The organism is Rhizobium sp. NFACC06-2 (assembly GCF_900101425.1).
Classification (GTDB): domain Bacteria; phylum Pseudomonadota; class Alphaproteobacteria; order Rhizobiales; family Rhizobiaceae; genus Agrobacterium; species Agrobacterium leguminum.
In genome coordinates, this window is the sequence record NZ_FMVA01000005.1 from 1 (window position 1) to 14,446 (window position 14,446).

Here is a 14,446-nt window from a genome sequence, read left to right on the forward strand (position 1 = left end):
GGCGGCATGGCGGCGCTTGCAGGCCTTGCCCCCTTCAATGCCGATAGCGGCATTCACCGCGGCCAGCGCCATATCCGCGGCGGACGAAAGCGCGTTCGCGATGCCCTCTACATGGCGGCGCTGGTGGCCTACCGGTTAAAGTCGCCATTCGCCCGCATGGTTCAGGCCATGCAGGCCAAAGGCAAACCGTTCAAGGTCATGATCATTGCCATCGCCCGCAAACTGCTCGTCATCGCAAACGCCATGCTCAGGGATAAAACCACATTCCAAGCAGCTTGAAACAACATGCATCAATACAGTTGCCAGCGCGATCAAGTCCTTGATCGCGAAAACCCCTTTCACGCCGCAGACGTGGCTTGGCTGGATGCCGGATCAGGTCCGGCATGACGGAAGAAGGAAGCGATTCCAAAACCGCATTTGTCATGCCTGCCGTAACGGTTTCATCCTCATGACAGGGTGATGCGAATGCGATTCAACATCCGCCCGCAAGCCCCTGCCCGCGAATCGTTTTCCGGCGAAGAGACATCGCCAAATAAGAAAACCGCGCCGGCCTTGTTCCTGCCGGTCGCGGTTTGATGTGTCAGCGCAAAAGCCCTTTTCAAAGGCCTCGCCGCGTTCCCCTTCGGGTTTACTTTCCTTTGCGCCGGTCATCGGGACTGGAGGGAACCGGGCCGGCAATCTCAATAAGAGCTTGGGTAAATCAGTGCATCGTCATCCAGTCGCGGGCGGCGCGCAGCGCTTCGGCCAGTTCCGATTTCGTCATGTTGCGGGCGAGATCGGCGCGCAGCGAAGCGGCTCTTTCCGATCCGCGGATCGCGGCGATGTTGAGCCATTTATGGGCGGCGATCAGGTCCACCTTGCAGCCCCGGCCGGTCGCATAGACCAAGCCGAGATTGCAAAGAGTGTCGGCGCGGGTTTCGCCACCGGCAGCCATTTCGATATCGCGAATTTCAAAGCGTGCCATTGTTTTAATCCCTGTCCTTCTGCCTGTTTCATCATTCGCCTTCTTGTCGAGGCCATCGTCCGGACCTGCCGTCTTTTGCGGCTTTTTTGTCCTTTCGTCCGGCAGGTTTTCCCTGCGCTTTTGATGAGTTCACTATGCCACGGGGCCTTCAACGGTCGCTTAAAAGGCATGATTAATGGGCCGCAAACAAACTGCAAACGATTGGTAAAATTGGGTTTTCGTTAAATATCACGAGCCGCGGAAATTAAGGACTTTGCGGCGAATTTTACGAAAAGTTTAGAATTGGATTTAAACCCTTCCTTCACCACGATCAAAACAGCGATTTTCGAATTCTCCCTCTTTCGCTCCTGCCGCCGCTGCAAATGCCGCGCCAAGGCCGCAAATTTCTGTTTTCTTTTACGTGAACGTCAAATACTATCCGCCCTGCCCGTCATGAGGATGAAACGGGCACAGGATAGCGCGGTGCAAGGAGCAATCGTTGCGTCGCAGGCGGCTTGGGCCAGAGATGGCGCATTCGCATGCCAAAAGGGTTTGATCTGCGCATCGCGTCTTTGGGCCGCCGGTTCGAGAAAGCCTGCGCGAATTTCGGGAGGAATTTTATGAAGCGTATAATGACGATTGCCGCCGCCCTCATGCTGAGCGGCAACCTTGCCTTTGCCGCCGAGGCAATCGAAGGCAACTGGAAGACCGCCAGTGGCGAAACCGCCGTGATCGGCCCCTGCGGCGGCGCCTTCTGCGTGACGCTGAAGACCGGCAAACACGCCGGAAAACAGATCGGCAAGCTTTCCGGCAAGGGAAACAGCTATTCGGGTGAAATCACCGATCCCGCCAATGACAAGACCTATAGCGGCTCCGGCACCGTTTCCGGCAACTCGCTGAGCATGAAGGGCTGCGTGCTGAAGGTTCTGTGCAAATCGCAGACCTGGACGCGGCTGTAATCGACAGGGCGGCGGGCGGGCTTCTGTCCTGCCGCCTGCGGTCCCACGCCTGACGGTACGGTGCGCTGCCAAGGATTTCACCTGAGACGGCGGGCGCACGCCGCATGGAAGCCATATATTCGTTGATGTATCGTTGCGCCCAACACCAACGAGAGCGACGCATGCGCCCCACCCTTTCGACAATCCTGATTGGGGGCACCTCGCATGTCGGCAAAAGCACCCTTGCCGGCCTGCTGAGCGAAAGGCTGCGCTGCGAGGCAATATCGACCGACAGTCTCGCCCGCCATCCGGGCAGGCCATGGCCGGGCATTCCGGCACCGGTGGAAGAATATTATGCACGGCTCTCGGCGGAAACAATCCACTGGTTCCTGAAGATACATCATCAGAACATCTGGCCGCTGATCCGCACGATGATCGATAGCAGGCCAGACACCGGCACTCGCACGATCTTCGAGGGCGCGGCGTTGCGGCCGGAATTCATCTCGCCCCTGCTTGGCGGCGAGGTCGACGGTGTCTTTCTTCATGCCGGCAATGATTTTCTTCTCGAGAGAATGCGCTCACACGCCCGCTATGAAGATGCAACGGCTGAGAAGCGGCGGATCGTCGACGCCTTCATCGAGCGTTCGTTGCGGGAAAACACGGACATGCTGGCATCCGCGCAGGAGCACCGCGTGCCGGTTGTCGATGTGACGCAGCCTCAGGCATTCGAAACCCTGGTGACCGATCTTGCTGCACGTGCGGAAGCCCCGCTGTCCTGATCGAAAATCGGGTGGCCCGCGAGATGCCCGGCGCCATTGCGGCATCAATCTGCCATGTCACCGCCTGTTAACATCCCTGAATGCCATATGAACCGGGGTCTCAGGGTCCGTTCAGTCCGAGTGTGGCAAAACTCTGTCCATCAACTCCAATAAGGGGAATGGACATGGCAAAGCTGATCAGCCGACTGGCAATCTTCGCGTTTCTCATGGCGATCTTCGCCATGTCCTTCGCCTCGCTCGTCGTTAATCCGAACCGCAGTTTCCAGCGGGTGAATGCAGGCGCGGCAATCGCCTGCCAGCACAGCCCGTCGCCCGCCGCCAATTGCCCCGTCGTACTTTGAGGACCGGCCGATGACGACAAGTTTTTCCAACGGCCTGTTTTCCGCGCTGCGGCTGGTGCTGATGGCCTCGATCTTTCTCGGTCCGGTCGCCGGACTTGCGGTTTACAAGGCCGATCCCCGCCCCGCCTCGAAGGGCGCCGGCTTCGTGCTTTTGATGAGCCTGCAGCGCGGCGCGCTCGGCTGAAATTTCCGCCGACCCGCTGTTATTCGAACTGCCTTTTTGCGTTTCTTTTCAGTTTCTTCGTATTTCTGTCGCTTGCCTGTCGAAATTGGCCTCTTATAATGGGCCATGACAATAGCAAAACGAACGATTCCGCCCCTCACCTTCATCAGCCCCGAGCCTTTCGCGCCGCAGTCCTTCACGGACCCGAAAGAAGCTGTGGCGGCTTTGACCGCGCTTTACGAACGCAATACGGCGTTCCTGATCAATTCCTTTACCGAGCTTGCCAAGGGCGCGCCGATTGCCGGGCGCTACCGCGCCTGCTATCCGCAGGTGAGCCTCGAGACCGCCACCTTCGGCCATGTCGATTCGCGTCTCTCCTACGGCCATGTCACCGCCCCCGGCGTTTACACGACGACGATTACCCGGCCGGAGCTTTTCCGCCATTACCTCAAGGAACAGCTGGGGCTTCTGATGAAGAACCACGGCGTTCCGGTCACGGTGTCGGAATCGGCCACGCCCATTCCGCTGCATTTCGCCTTCGGCGAAGGCGCCTATGTCGAGGCGGCGGCGGCCTCCTCGCTGTCCGACGTGCCGCTGCGCGATCTGTTCGATACGCCCGACCTCAACAATACCGACGACCTCATCGCCAATGGCGAATACGATCAGGTGCCGGGCGAACCCGCGCCGCTCGCCCCCTTTACCGCGCAGCGCATCGATTATTCGCTGGCCCGCCTCAGCCACTATACGGCAACCAGCGCCAGCCATTTCCAGAACTTCGTGCTGTTTACCAACTACCAGTTCTATATCGATGAATTCGCCGCATGGGCGCGTCAGTTGATGAAGAATGGCGGCGAGGGTTACACGGCTTTCGTGGAGCCGGGCAATATCGTCACCCCTGCCGGTTGCGACAAGCCGGAAACGGATGCCGTGCTCGCGCGCCTGCCGCAGATGCCCGCCTATCACCTGAAGAAAAAGGGCCATGCCGGCATCACGCTGGTCAATATCGGCGTCGGCCCCTCCAACGCCAAGACAATCACCGACCACATCGCCGTGCTGCGCCCGCATGCCTGGCTGATGGTTGGCCACTGCGCTGGCCTGCGCAACAGCCAGCGGCTTGGCGATTATGTTCTGGCGCATGCCTATGTGCGTGAGGACCACGTTCTGGATGACGACCTGCCGGTCTGGGTGCCGATCCCGGCGCTTGCCGAAGTGCAGCTGGCGCTGGAAGGTGCTGTTGCGGAAGTCACCGGCTACGAGGGCTTCGAGCTGAAGCGCATCATGCGCACCGGCACCGTCGCCACCATCGACAACCGCAACTGGGAGCTTCGCGACCAGGCAGGCCCCGTCAAGCGCCTGTCGCAGTCGCGCGCCATAGCACTCGACATGGAATCGGCCACCATCGCCGCCAACGGCTTCCGCTTCCGCGTGCCCTACGGCACCCTGCTCTGCGTCTCCGACAAGCCGCTGCATGGCGAATTGAAACTGCCCGGCATGGCGACGGAGTTTTACCGCACCCAGGTCGCCCAGCATCTGCAGATCGGCATCCGCGCCGTGCAGAAGCTTGCCGCCATGCCGACGGAAACGCTGCATTCGCGCAAGCTCAGAAGCTTTTACGAGACGGCGTTCCAGTAAAAACAGATATCGCGGAAAGCGTCGTTGGTGTATCGTTTCGAAAATCGATACACCAAGGAGTTTTCGATGCGCACCAACATTGAACTCGATGACGCCTTGCTCGCCGAGGCGATGGAAATCACCGGCCTTTCGACAAAAAAGGCAACGGTGGAAAAGGCGTTGCGCGATCTGGTACGCATTCATCGTCAGATGCGCGCCCTCGATGCGTTGGAGGGCATGGGCTGGGAAGGTGATCTGGACGAGATGCGGACGGATTGGGATGCTGAGACGGACTGGGATGTGAAGAACGCCAAATGATCGTAGCAGATAGCTCTGCCTGGATTTCACTTATTCGAAAAGACGCGCCTACCCTCTCCGCCAAGTTTCGCGCCGTAATGGCGCAGGGCGAAATTCTGATCGGCGATATCATTCTTCTTGAGATGCTTAGAGGCACGCGTGACGGTCATCATGCGCGCCGACTTGAGCAGATGCTGGGCGAATTTCCCTGCGTCGCGATGATGTCGCCCCAGCTCGCCATCAAGGCCGCCGCCAACTACCGCTTCCTGCGGGAGCGCGGCTATACGATCAGAAAAAGCAACGACCTCATTATCGGTACCTACTGTATCGAGCACGGGCACAAGCTATTGCAAAATGACCGAGACTTTCAGCCGATGGCCGATCATCTCGGTCTGCGACTGGCGTGAGCCTCAAACCACCTTCACCGTCCCTTCCACACGCACCGGAAAATTCACCGAGCGCGCAATGAAGCATTTGTCATGCGCATCATGGTGCAGCTCATCCGCCCGGGCGGCATCCCCCTTTGAAATGGTGATGACCGGCTTCAGCACCACTTCGCTGAATTGCCCCGCGCCATCCTTTTCCATCACCAGCGTGCCTTCGGCATTGTCGACATAGTCTTCGACGATGATGCCATTGACCGAGCAGAAATGCAGATACCACAGCTTGTGGCAGGCCGAGAGAGAGGCAACCAGCAGGTCTTCCGGGTTCCAGCGGGAGGGATCGCCGCGAAAGGCGGGGTCGGAAGAGCCGGCGATATCAGCTTTTCCCGAAGTGGAAATCGTATAGTCGCGTTCATAGTCGCGATAGCCCGAGGTCCCCTTGCCGCGATTGCCCGTCCATTTCACCTGAACGGCGTAATGATGTTCCTGTCCTGCCATGTTAGTCCTCCCTAAGAGTTTTTCGTCGCATTTTCCGGACGTAAAACCGCTACGCCCTTTTACTGGAAATGCTCCCGCGTATCGCGCAGGTGGTCGAGCCCCTTGCGCAGCGTTTCTATAATCTGGTCCACTTCCGAGCGGCTGATCGTCAGCGCCGGTGAGGCCAGCATGCGGTCGCCGGTGGCGCGCATGACGAGGCCGTTTGCCAGACAATGGTTGCGCACGGCGGTTCCGATGTCGTCCGGCTTGGCGAAACGCCGGCGCGCCGCCTTGTCGGCGGTAATCTGCAGGCCGCCCATCAGGCCGACATTCACCGCCTCGCCGACCAACTCGTGATCCGTCAGGCTTTTCCAGCCCTCGGAAAAATAAGGGCCGATATCGTCGCGTACCCGTTCCACCAGTCCCTCCTCCTCGATGATGCGGAGGTTTTCCAGGGCGGCGGCGGCGCAGACGGGATGGCCGGAATAGGTGAAACCGTGGTTGAAGTCACCGACCTCAGACAACATCACCTCCGCCACCCGATCCGAGACGATGACGCCGCCAATCGGCAGGTAACCGGAAGACAGCCCCTTGGCGACGGGTGCAAAATCCGGCTCCACGCCGAAATGCTGATAACCGAACCAGGAACCGAGACGGCCGAAACCGCAGATCACCTCATCCGATACGAGCAGGATGTTGCGCGCCTTGCAGATGCGGGCGATTTCCGGCCAGTAGGTTTCCGGCGGCACGATAACACCGCCGGCGCCCTGAATAGGTTCGGCCACAAAAGCGGCGACATTTTCCTCGCCGAGTTCATCGATCTTCGCTTCCAGTTCGCGCGCCACCTTCAGGCCAAATTCGGCCAGTGAAAGATCGCCACCTTCGGCATACCAATAGGGCTGGCCGATATGGGCGACGCCCTCGATCGGCAGGTTGCCCTGCTCGTGCATCCATTTCATGCCGCCGAGCGAAGCGCCCGCCACCGTCGAGCCGTGATAGCCGTTGCGGCGGGCAATAACCTTCGTCTTCGTCGGATGGCCGAGCGCCTTCCAGTAGACCCGCGCCATGCGGAACCAGGTATCGGTCGCTTCCGAACCGGAATTGGTGAAGAAGACATGGTTCATCTTCGGCCCGGCGCGCGAGGCGATCTTCTGCGCCAGCAGCGTCGCAGGCGGCGTGGTGGTGCCGAAAAACGCGTTGTAATAGGGCAGTTCGTTCATCTGGCGCTGCACGACATCGGCGATCTCGCGGCGTCCGTAACCGATATTCACGCACCAGAGGCCGGCAAAGGCGTCGAGGTATTTCTTGCCGGTGCTGTCATAGATGAACACCCCTTCGGCACGCTCGATGATGCGGGTGCCGGCGGCGTTGAGCTTGCCCATGTCGGAAAAGGGGTGGAGGTGATGGGCGGCATCGATGGCGGCGAGATTGGACATCGGCTTGGAGATTTCATTCATGACAGATCGCACTCCCATAAAGGCAACGGCGCTCACGCCACCGCGCCCGCCGAACATGGCCGGGCGGCTTCGATTTGGCAAGGCTGGCGTTTTTTAGGGGGCGGCTTGGACGAGCGGGTGCGGCTGGGTTTCTTCTCCCCGCCGGGGAGAAGGTGGCCCGAAGGGTCGGATGAGGGGGCGACAGCAGAGATAAACCGAGAGCTTGCCCCCTCATCCCGCTGCCGCGGACTTCTCCCCCTCGGGGAGAAGAAACAAGCGGCAACCGCCCAAAGGCGGTCACGCTATGCGAAGAACGACCGACCCACCAGCACCTTCAATTCGCCGGCATGGACTTCGAGCGCCACATCCCGCTCCATCGGCAGCAATTCGCCATCGATGACGCAGCGCAGGTCATGGCGTTTCTTCGGAAAATGCAGTTCCACATCCGTCACCGTCATGGCGGTCACGGCGGCGTTTTCCTTCAGCCTGCCGCGCAGAATGTCGAAAGCGAGTTTCGCGACACCGGAAGGACGCAACGGATCGGTGAGATAAAAGCCGAGATGGCCGCCCGAGACATTATCCGCCACCAGCAGCGAGTTCTGGCCGAATTCATTGTTGGAGACGGAAATGGCCGAGACCTTGCGATGCTGCGTTTTGCTGTTGACGGTATATTCCACTTCGAAGACCGGCGGATTGAGGATGACGCTGATGGCGGCGCGGACGCTTGCCTTGATCTTGCCGAGGCGGGAGGCAAAAGCAAGATTGTTGCGATAGCGCACCATGCGCGAATGCAGGCCCGCGGAAAACTGGTGGACGAAGAGGCGGCCATTGGCGCTGGCGATGTCGACACTGGCAATCTCGCCATTCGCCAGCGTCTCCAGCACCTGGCGAATATCGAGCGGCAGCTTCAGCGAGCGGGCGAAGAGGTTCATGGTGCCGGCCGGAACGATGCCGAGCGCGATGCCGTGTTTCCAGGCGATGGCGGCTGCTGCGGAAATCGTGCCGTCACCGCCGCCGGCAATGATGCCTTCAATGCCCGGCTCATCGGCGGCGCGCTCCATTTCCTCGACGATATCCTTTCCCGAGACCAGACGGCAATCGATGGCGTGGCCGGCGCGGGTGAATACCTCGCGGGCATGGTCGCAATAGGCCTCCATATCGGTGGTGCGAAAAGTGCCGCCGTCACGATTGAAAATTGCAATGAGCTTCATGTTTCCAACCCGATCCATTGAGGCAGCCGCGCGTAAATGCCTGACCCTATATAGGGTTCCGAACACCATCGCGTGAAGATGCTCTTTTGCCGAGAATCGCTCTACCGCAACGCATCATTTCATGTTAGGGATCACTTAAGGTCATTTTCATGACCGCGCATCTCCAGTCAGGGCAGACCGCTCCCATACGGTCTTGCCCTTTTTTCTGTGGGCCCTTCCCGCTTTTCAGGTCACGATGAGCCAGTCTAATATGTCCGAAGCCCGCCCTGGCGCGGAGAATGAAACCGTTTACACGGCCGCTCCTGCCGTGGCCGTCTCCCCGCTTGCCATTGCACTCATCGAACTGGCGCTTGCCGCCGGCGGCTTCGGCATCGGCACCGGCGAATTCGCCATCATGGGCCTGCTTCCCGATGTTGCCACCACCTATGGTGTCACCGTTCCGCAGGCGGGTTATGTCATCACGGCCTATGCGCTCGGCGTCGTCATCGGCGCGCCGATCATCGCGGTTCTCGCCGCGCGCATGACGCGCCGCACCCTGCTTCTCGGCCTGATGGGGCTTTTTGCGGCCGGTAATATCTTGAGCGCCGTCGCGCCGGATTTCCTGAGCTTCACCGTTCTGCGCTTCATCACCGGCCTGCCGCATGGGGCTTATTTCGGGGTTGCGGCGCTGGTGGCGGCCTCCATGGCGCCGATCCACAAGCGCGCCCGCGCCGTTGGCCGCGTCATGCTCGGCCTCACCATCGCCACCCTGCTCGGCACGCCGCTCGCCACCTTCTTCGGCCAGCTGCTTTCCTGGCGCGCGGCCTTCATGCTGGTCGGCGGCATCGCGCTTTTGACGGTGGCTCTGCTCTGGTTCTTCCAGCCGCGTGATCGGGTGGAGGAAGGTGCCAGCGTGTGGCGCGAACTCGGCGCTTTCCGCCGCGTGCAGGTGTGGCTGACGCTCGCCATTGCCGCCGTCGGTTTCGGCGGCATGTTCTCGGTCTTCAGCTATATCGCCAAGACCACCACCGACGTGGCGATGATGCCGGTTTCCACCGTCTCCATGGTGCTGGCGCTGTTCGGCATCGGCATGAATGTCGGCAATGTGGTCGGCTCGCGGCTGGCCGATATCTCGCTCAACGGCACGATTGGCGGCATGCTCGCCTTCAACGTGCTTGTCATGACCGTGTTCGGCATGACGGCGGACAATCCTTTCATGCTCTGCCTCTGCGTCTTCCTGATCGGCTGCGGTTTCGCCGCCTGTCCGGCCGTGCAGACGCGGCTGATGGATGTGGCGCAGGATGCGCAGACGCTGGCCGCCGCCTCCAACCATTCGGCCTTCAACATCGCCAATGCGCTCGGCGCCTGGCTCGGCGGCCTCGTCATCGCCGTGGGTTTCGGTTACGCCTCCACCGGTTATGTCGGCGCGGTTCTTTCCCTTCTCGGGCTTGGCGTTTTCCTTGTTTCCGTCACCGTCGAACGGCGCGAAAAGGCGGCTTGAAGCCGCCTTTTTTACAGCCTGCACCGCCGCCCCTCGCCGCGGCGCACAACCTTGCGGAAATTTCATGATCGGGTGCTTGACTCTTTTCGGTTTCAGGCGCAACACGGCCTTACGCGCATGCCGACCGGCACGGCGCGGATTTCAACGGAGCATCATTGGATGTCTAGCGACAGTAGCAGTCGATTGCCTTTGCCGAGACCGGCGAACGTGAACTGATCCGACCGCTGTCGGCTCACCACCGCGTTCGCCGTGATCGGCGAATCGACGGAAAGGTGAGCAATCATGAACTTCCACAATCTCTCCCAGAGGGCCAGCAAGGCCGCACGTCTTCTTCGTAGCGGAAACGCCGGTTCCTCCACCACCATCGCCGAACGCGTCGAGCACCTCAACACGCTGGATGTAGCCGAGGCCGTAACCGCCCTCCTCGCCATGCCGCAGGCAAAGGCCGTCGCCATTCTCGACCGGCCGGAACTGCATGGCGCCGCCGCCATCATCGCCCATATTCCGGTCGAACAGGCCGCCCGCCTCGTCAACCTGATGTCTGACGACCGCGTGGCCGACGTCATGGCGGAAATGGCCGAAGAGCCGCGCGCAAAGCTGTTTTCCCGGCTGGACCGCACGACGGCGCTCTCCATCCAGCACCTGATGGGTTATCCGCCGCGTACCGCCGGCTCGATCATGACCACGGAATTCGTCAGCGTGCCGGACAATTGGACGGTGGAACAGACCCTTTCGCACATCCGCGTCGTCGAGCGGTCGCGTGAAACGGTCTATGCCATCTATGTGCTGGCTGAGGACGGAACGCTTTCCACCGTCGTGACGCTGCGCCGCCTTTTGACCGGCGAAGCCGGCGCCTCCATCCTCTCCGTCGCATCGAAGGAAGGCATCGTCTGCGCCAGCCCCCTGATGTCGCAGGAGGATGTCGCCCGGCTGATCCGCAAGCACGACCTGCTGGCCCTGCCCGTCGTCGATGACCGCTCGCATATTCTCGGCATCGTCACCGTTGACGACGTGATCGACACCATGATCGCCGACACGACGGAAGATGCCCACAAGTTTGGTGGTATGGAGGCGCTCGGCAAGCCCTATATGACGATCGGCTTTCCGGACATGATCCGCAAGCGCGCCGGCTGGCTCGCAGCACTCTTCCTCGGTGAAATGCTGACGGCCAGCGCCATGCAGCATTTCGAGGGCGAGCTGGAAAAGGCCGTGGTGCTGACGCTGTTCATTCCGCTCATCATGTCGTCGGGCGGCAACTCCGGTTCGCAGGCCACCTCGCTCATCATTCGGGCGCTGGCGCTCGGCGAACTCAAGCTTTCCGACTGGTGGCGGGTGCTGCTGCGGGAAATCCCGACGGGCCTGACGCTCGGCTGCATTCTGGGCGCCATCGGCTTCCTGCGCCTGAGCCTCTGGCAGCAAGCCGGTTTCTACGACTACGGCGAGCACTGGCTGCTGGTGGGCGCCACCGTTTTCGCGGCCCTCGTCGGCATCGTCACATTCGGTTCGCTCGCCGGTTCCATGCTGCCCTTCGTGCTGCAGCGCCTGCGGCTCGATCCCGCCAGCGCCTCTGCCCCCTTCGTCGCGACACTGGTGGATGTCAGTGGCCTCGTCATCTATTTCTCTGTGGCGCTGGTGATCCTCAGCGGCACGTTGCTTTGAAAGACGAAAGGCCCGTTCGAAAGAGCGGGCCTTCTACATTTCGCGGCACGTCATAATCTCTCCTCCGTCATGCCGGACTTGATCCGGCATCCAGCCACGGCGCGTCTGCGCCGTGAGAAGAGTCTTTGCGATCAAGGACTTGATCGCGCTGGACCCCGGATCTAGTCCGGGGTGACGGCGTGCGGATGATGCAACTTTGCCAAAAGCATGGTTCCTGGAAAGCCCCTCACCCGCCGGCGCTGATGACGCCCGTTCCCAGCAGCCCCAAAAGAATGACGCCAATGACCACACGGTACCAGACGAAGGGCATGTAGCTCTTGGTGGAGACCAGTTTGAGGAAGACGACGATCACCGCATAACCGACCACGAAGGCGATCAGTGTCGCGAGCCCCGTCGGACCCCAGCCTACTGGATTGTCCTCGCCGATGCTCTTGAAGAGCTGGTAAAAACCGGAACCGAAGACGGCGGGAACGGCGAGCAGGAAGGAATAACGCGCTGCCGCCTCGCGGGTATAGCCTAAAAGCAGGCCGGCGCTGATGGTGCCGCCCGAGCGCGAGACGCCGGGGATGAGCGCCATGGCCTGCGCGAAACCGAACAGGATGCCATCGCGCCAGATAAGCTGGTTCAGCTTGTAACGCTTCTCACCGATTTTATCGGCGACGCCGAGAACGATGCCGAAGACGATCAGCATCACGGCGGTGATGTAAAGGTTGCGCAGCGAGTGCTCGATGGCATCCTTGAAGAACAGGCCAAGAAAGACGATCGGCACGGAACCGATGATGATGAGCCAGCCGAGCCGGGCATCGGCCTTGTTATACTCGCCAAGGCGAAAGTTCTGCCGGAGCCAGGCGATGGCAATGCGCATGATATCCGACCAGAAATAAACCAGCACGGCCGCTTCGGTGCCGATCTGCGTAATCGCGGTGAAGGCGGCTCCCGGATCCGCGCCGGAGGGCAGGAACTCCCCGGCGATCCTCAGATGCGCGCTTGAAGAAATCGGAAGAAATTCCGTAAGCCCTTGCAAAAAGCCGAGAAATGCGGCCTCCAACCAACCGATGCTCATGTGTCCTGATGTCCCTGCTGCGAATCGAGATCGCAGCATTATGCATCAATCGGGGCAAATGCATGTTGCATCGCACCATGAAAAAAGCGCGCGGAGGGGTGCGCTTTTACCCGTGATTTTTCAGGCGGCCTTTTCCTTCGCCTCGGGAAGGCGGGTATATTTCGCGCCGTTCCTGCACACGACATGGGCGTCGCCCCAGCTTTTCAGCGCCGAAATCACCGGTATCATCGTCTCGCCGAGCGGCGTCAGCGCATAATCCACGCGCGGCGGCACCACCGGAAAGACGGTGCGGGAAATCAGGCCGGCCTCTTCCAGTTCGCGCAGCTGCTTCGTCAGCATGCGCTGGGTGACGCTCGGAATATGGCGGCGCAACTCGTTGAAGCGCAACGTGCCCTCGTTGATGAGGTGATAGAGGATCCCGCCCTTCCATTTGCCATCGAGGAAACTCAAGGCCGATTCCACCGGGCAGCCGGGAAAGTTGCCGGTAAGCTTGGCGCGGGGTCGCGACATCACAGTATCCTTTTTGTATGTATCATCACAAAATGTGCATTCTTGCGATCGATGTTCATATGTATCAAGTAAGAGGCACGCAAACAAGCAAAGGAGACTGTTCATGCGCGCCATCGGTTACAGGACCAGCCAGCCCATCACCGCGAAAGACGCCCTCGTCGATATCGACCTGCCCCAGCCGGAAGCGAAGGGGCATGATATTCTGGTGGAAGTGAAGGCCGTTTCGGTGAACCCCGTCGATACCAAGGTGCGCCGCAATCAGTCGCCGGAAAACGGCGAACCGCGCGTGCTGGGCTTCGATGCGGCGGGCGTGGTGAAAGCCGTCGGCGACAAGGTCTCGCTGTTCAAGCCGGGCAACGAGGTGTTTTACGCCGGTGTCATCAACCGCCCCGGCTCCAACAGCGAGTTCCATCTGGTGGACGAGCGTATCGTCGGCGCAAAGCCGAAGTCCCTGAATTTCGAGGAGGCTGCCGCGCTGCCGCTCACCGCCATCACCGCTTACGAGACGCTGTTCGACCGGCTGCGGGTGAAGGAGCCGGTTCCGGGCGCGGCCAACGCCATTCTGGTCATCGGCGGCGCGGGCGGCGTCGGCTCCATCGCCGTCCAGCTTCTGCGGGCGCTGACCGACCTCACCGTCATTGCCACCGCTTCACGGCCCGAGACTGTTGCGTGGGTGAAGGAACTCGGCGCGCATCACGTCATCGATCACAGCAAGCCGATCGCCCCGCAGGTGGAGGCGCTCGGTCTCGGTGCGCCGGGCTTTGTCTTCTCCACCACCCATAGCGACATTCATGCCGCCGACAGCGTGGCGACCATTGCGCCGCAGGGCCGCTTCGCGCTGATCGACGATCCGGCCGGCGGTTTCGACGTCATGGCCTTCAAGCGCAAATGCGTATCGATCCATTGGGAAATGATGTTCGCCCGCGCCGTCTTCCAGACGCCTGACATGATCGAACAGCATAAGCTGCTGAACCATGTGGCCGGGCTTGTCGATGCCGGCAAGATCAAGACGACGCTGACCGAGGTTTTCGGCACCATCAATGCCGCAAATCTCATCAAGGCGCATGCGCTGATCGAGAGCAACAAGGCCAAGGGCAAGATCGTGCTTTCGGGCTTCTGATTGAAGGTGAGGCGTCCGCATCGCGGACGCTTCTC

At 60.6% G+C, this 14,446-nt stretch carries 17 protein-coding genes; 11 read left to right on the forward strand and 6 right to left on the reverse strand.

Annotated elements, in window-relative coordinates:
- Positions 1-279, forward strand: a 279-nt coding sequence (locus tag F3H58_RS10545; RefSeq protein WP_149742158.1) for a transposase, incomplete at its 5' end; no start/stop codon positions are given.
- A 421-nt stretch (positions 280-700) separates the two neighbouring features.
- Here the strand turns inward: F3H58_RS10545 and F3H58_RS10550 are convergent.
- Positions 701-964: an SEL1-like repeat protein gene (locus F3H58_RS10550; RefSeq protein ID WP_003524109.1), complete on the reverse strand. Its 264-nt coding sequence runs from the start codon at positions 962-964 to the stop codon at positions 701-703.
- Between the two features lie 599 nt (positions 965-1,563).
- On the opposite strand from F3H58_RS10550, the gene F3H58_RS10555 reads away from it, so the two are divergent.
- From F3H58_RS10555 to vapC, 7 genes are all read left to right on the forward strand, one after another.
- Complete coding sequence (locus F3H58_RS10555; protein WP_003524108.1) at positions 1,564-1,902, forward strand: DUF2147 domain-containing protein; 339 nt, start codon at positions 1,564-1,566, stop codon at positions 1,900-1,902.
- 161 nt (positions 1,903-2,063) lie between these two features.
- Positions 2,064-2,660: a hypothetical protein gene (locus F3H58_RS10560; RefSeq protein ID WP_149742159.1), complete on the forward strand. Its 597-nt coding sequence runs from the start codon at positions 2,064-2,066 to the stop codon at positions 2,658-2,660.
- Positions 2,661-2,818: 158 nt separating this feature from the next.
- Entirely contained in the window at positions 2,819-3,001 is a 183-nt protein-coding gene (locus tag F3H58_RS27205) for a hypothetical protein (RefSeq protein ID WP_020809511.1), read from the forward strand.
- Between the two features lie 10 nt (positions 3,002-3,011).
- A complete protein-coding gene (locus tag F3H58_RS27210; RefSeq protein WP_003509979.1) occupies positions 3,012-3,185 on the forward strand; it encodes a hypothetical protein in 174 nt (57 codons plus the stop codon).
- A 105-nt stretch (positions 3,186-3,290) separates the two neighbouring features.
- Positions 3,291-4,796, forward strand: coding sequence for an AMP nucleosidase (gene amn / locus F3H58_RS10570; RefSeq protein WP_149742160.1), 1,506 nt, complete (start codon positions 3,291-3,293; stop codon positions 4,794-4,796).
- A 66-nt stretch (positions 4,797-4,862) separates the two neighbouring features.
- Positions 4,863-5,093 carry a type II toxin-antitoxin system VapB family antitoxin gene (locus F3H58_RS10575; RefSeq protein WP_003524105.1) on the forward strand — a complete coding sequence of 77 codons (231 nt, stop codon included), beginning with the start codon at positions 4,863-4,865 and terminating at the stop codon, positions 5,091-5,093.
- The gene (gene vapC / locus F3H58_RS10580; protein WP_149742161.1) at positions 5,090-5,479 is read left to right on the forward strand and encodes a type II toxin-antitoxin system VapC family toxin; all 390 of its coding nucleotides are present in this window, start codon (positions 5,090-5,092) and stop codon (positions 5,477-5,479) included. Before F3H58_RS10575 ends, vapC begins: the two co-directional genes overlap by 4 nt.
- 3 nt (positions 5,480-5,482) lie before the next feature.
- Here the strand turns inward: vapC and F3H58_RS10585 are convergent, their stop codons facing one another.
- The 3 genes from F3H58_RS10585 to F3H58_RS10595 form a co-directional block, all read right to left on the reverse strand.
- A complete protein-coding gene (locus tag F3H58_RS10585) occupies positions 5,483-5,953 on the reverse strand; it encodes an OsmC family protein (protein WP_149742162.1) in 471 nt (156 codons plus the stop codon).
- A 59-nt stretch (positions 5,954-6,012) separates the two neighbouring features.
- The gene (locus tag F3H58_RS10590; RefSeq protein ID WP_188128866.1) at positions 6,013-7,389 is read right to left on the reverse strand and encodes an aspartate aminotransferase family protein; all 1,377 of its coding nucleotides are present in this window, start codon (positions 7,387-7,389) and stop codon (positions 6,013-6,015) included.
- A 281-nt stretch (positions 7,390-7,670) separates the two neighbouring features.
- A complete protein-coding gene (locus F3H58_RS10595; RefSeq protein ID WP_149742163.1) occupies positions 7,671-8,579 on the reverse strand; it encodes a diacylglycerol/lipid kinase family protein in 909 nt (302 codons plus the stop codon).
- A gap of 235 nt (positions 8,580-8,814) precedes the next feature.
- Here F3H58_RS10595 and F3H58_RS10600 point away from each other — a divergent pair, with 235 nt between their 5' ends.
- Both F3H58_RS10600 and mgtE read left to right on the forward strand, forming a co-directional pair.
- A complete protein-coding gene (locus F3H58_RS10600; RefSeq protein ID WP_149742164.1) occupies positions 8,815-10,059 on the forward strand; it encodes an MFS transporter in 1,245 nt (414 codons plus the stop codon).
- A gap of 282 nt (positions 10,060-10,341) precedes the next feature.
- Entirely contained in the window at positions 10,342-11,718 is a 1,377-nt protein-coding gene (mgtE, locus tag F3H58_RS10605; protein ID WP_149742165.1) for a magnesium transporter, read from the forward strand.
- A gap of 226 nt (positions 11,719-11,944) precedes the next feature.
- Here the strand turns inward: mgtE and F3H58_RS10610 are convergent, their stop codons facing one another.
- Positions 11,945-12,781 carry an undecaprenyl-diphosphate phosphatase gene (locus F3H58_RS10610; RefSeq protein ID WP_137003171.1) on the reverse strand — a complete coding sequence of 279 codons (837 nt, stop codon included), beginning with the start codon at positions 12,779-12,781 and terminating at the stop codon, positions 11,945-11,947.
- Positions 12,782-12,901: 120 nt separating this feature from the next.
- The gene (locus F3H58_RS10615) at positions 12,902-13,291 is read right to left on the reverse strand and encodes a winged helix-turn-helix transcriptional regulator (RefSeq protein ID WP_149742166.1); all 390 of its coding nucleotides are present in this window, start codon (positions 13,289-13,291) and stop codon (positions 12,902-12,904) included.
- Positions 13,292-13,394: 103 nt separating this feature from the next.
- Between F3H58_RS10615 and F3H58_RS10620 the strand changes: the two genes are divergently transcribed.
- A complete protein-coding gene (locus tag F3H58_RS10620; RefSeq protein ID WP_149742167.1) occupies positions 13,395-14,411 on the forward strand; it encodes a zinc-binding alcohol dehydrogenase family protein in 1,017 nt (338 codons plus the stop codon).
- Positions 14,412-14,446 lie beyond the last annotated feature (35 nt).

Coding starts and splice junctions, on each gene's coding strand:
- F3H58_RS10555 (WP_003524108.1), top strand. CDS start 1,564: ATGAAGCGTATAATGACGATTGCCGCCGCCCTCATGCTGAGCGGCAAC.
- vapC (WP_149742161.1), top strand. CDS start 5,090: ATGATCGTAGCAGATAGCTCTGCCTGGATTTCACTTATTCGAAAAGAC.
- F3H58_RS10595 (WP_149742163.1), bottom strand. CDS start 8,579: ATGAAGCTCATTGCAATTTTCAATCGTGACGGCGGCACTTTTCGCACC.
- F3H58_RS10575 (WP_003524105.1), top strand. CDS start 4,863: ATGCGCACCAACATTGAACTCGATGACGCCTTGCTCGCCGAGGCGATG.
- F3H58_RS10610 (WP_137003171.1), bottom strand. CDS start 12,781: ATGAGCATCGGTTGGTTGGAGGCCGCATTTCTCGGCTTTTTGCAAGGG.
- F3H58_RS10560 (WP_149742159.1), top strand. CDS start 2,064: ATGCGCCCCACCCTTTCGACAATCCTGATTGGGGGCACCTCGCATGTC.
- F3H58_RS27205 (WP_020809511.1), top strand. CDS start 2,819: ATGGACATGGCAAAGCTGATCAGCCGACTGGCAATCTTCGCGTTTCTC.
- F3H58_RS10550 (WP_003524109.1), bottom strand. CDS start 964: ATGGCACGCTTTGAAATTCGCGATATCGAAATGGCTGCCGGTGGCGAA.
- F3H58_RS10600 (WP_149742164.1), top strand. CDS start 8,815: ATGAGCCAGTCTAATATGTCCGAAGCCCGCCCTGGCGCGGAGAATGAA.
- F3H58_RS10585 (WP_149742162.1), bottom strand. CDS start 5,953: ATGGCAGGACAGGAACATCATTACGCCGTTCAGGTGAAATGGACGGGC.
- amn (WP_149742160.1), top strand. CDS start 3,291: ATGACAATAGCAAAACGAACGATTCCGCCCCTCACCTTCATCAGCCCC.
- F3H58_RS10615 (WP_149742166.1), bottom strand. CDS start 13,291: ATGTCGCGACCCCGCGCCAAGCTTACCGGCAACTTTCCCGGCTGCCCG.
- F3H58_RS10620 (WP_149742167.1), top strand. CDS start 13,395: ATGCGCGCCATCGGTTACAGGACCAGCCAGCCCATCACCGCGAAAGAC.
- F3H58_RS27210 (WP_003509979.1), top strand. CDS start 3,012: ATGACGACAAGTTTTTCCAACGGCCTGTTTTCCGCGCTGCGGCTGGTG.
- mgtE (WP_149742165.1), top strand. CDS start 10,342: ATGAACTTCCACAATCTCTCCCAGAGGGCCAGCAAGGCCGCACGTCTT.
- F3H58_RS10590 (WP_188128866.1), bottom strand. CDS start 7,389: ATGAATGAAATCTCCAAGCCGATGTCCAATCTCGCCGCCATCGATGCC.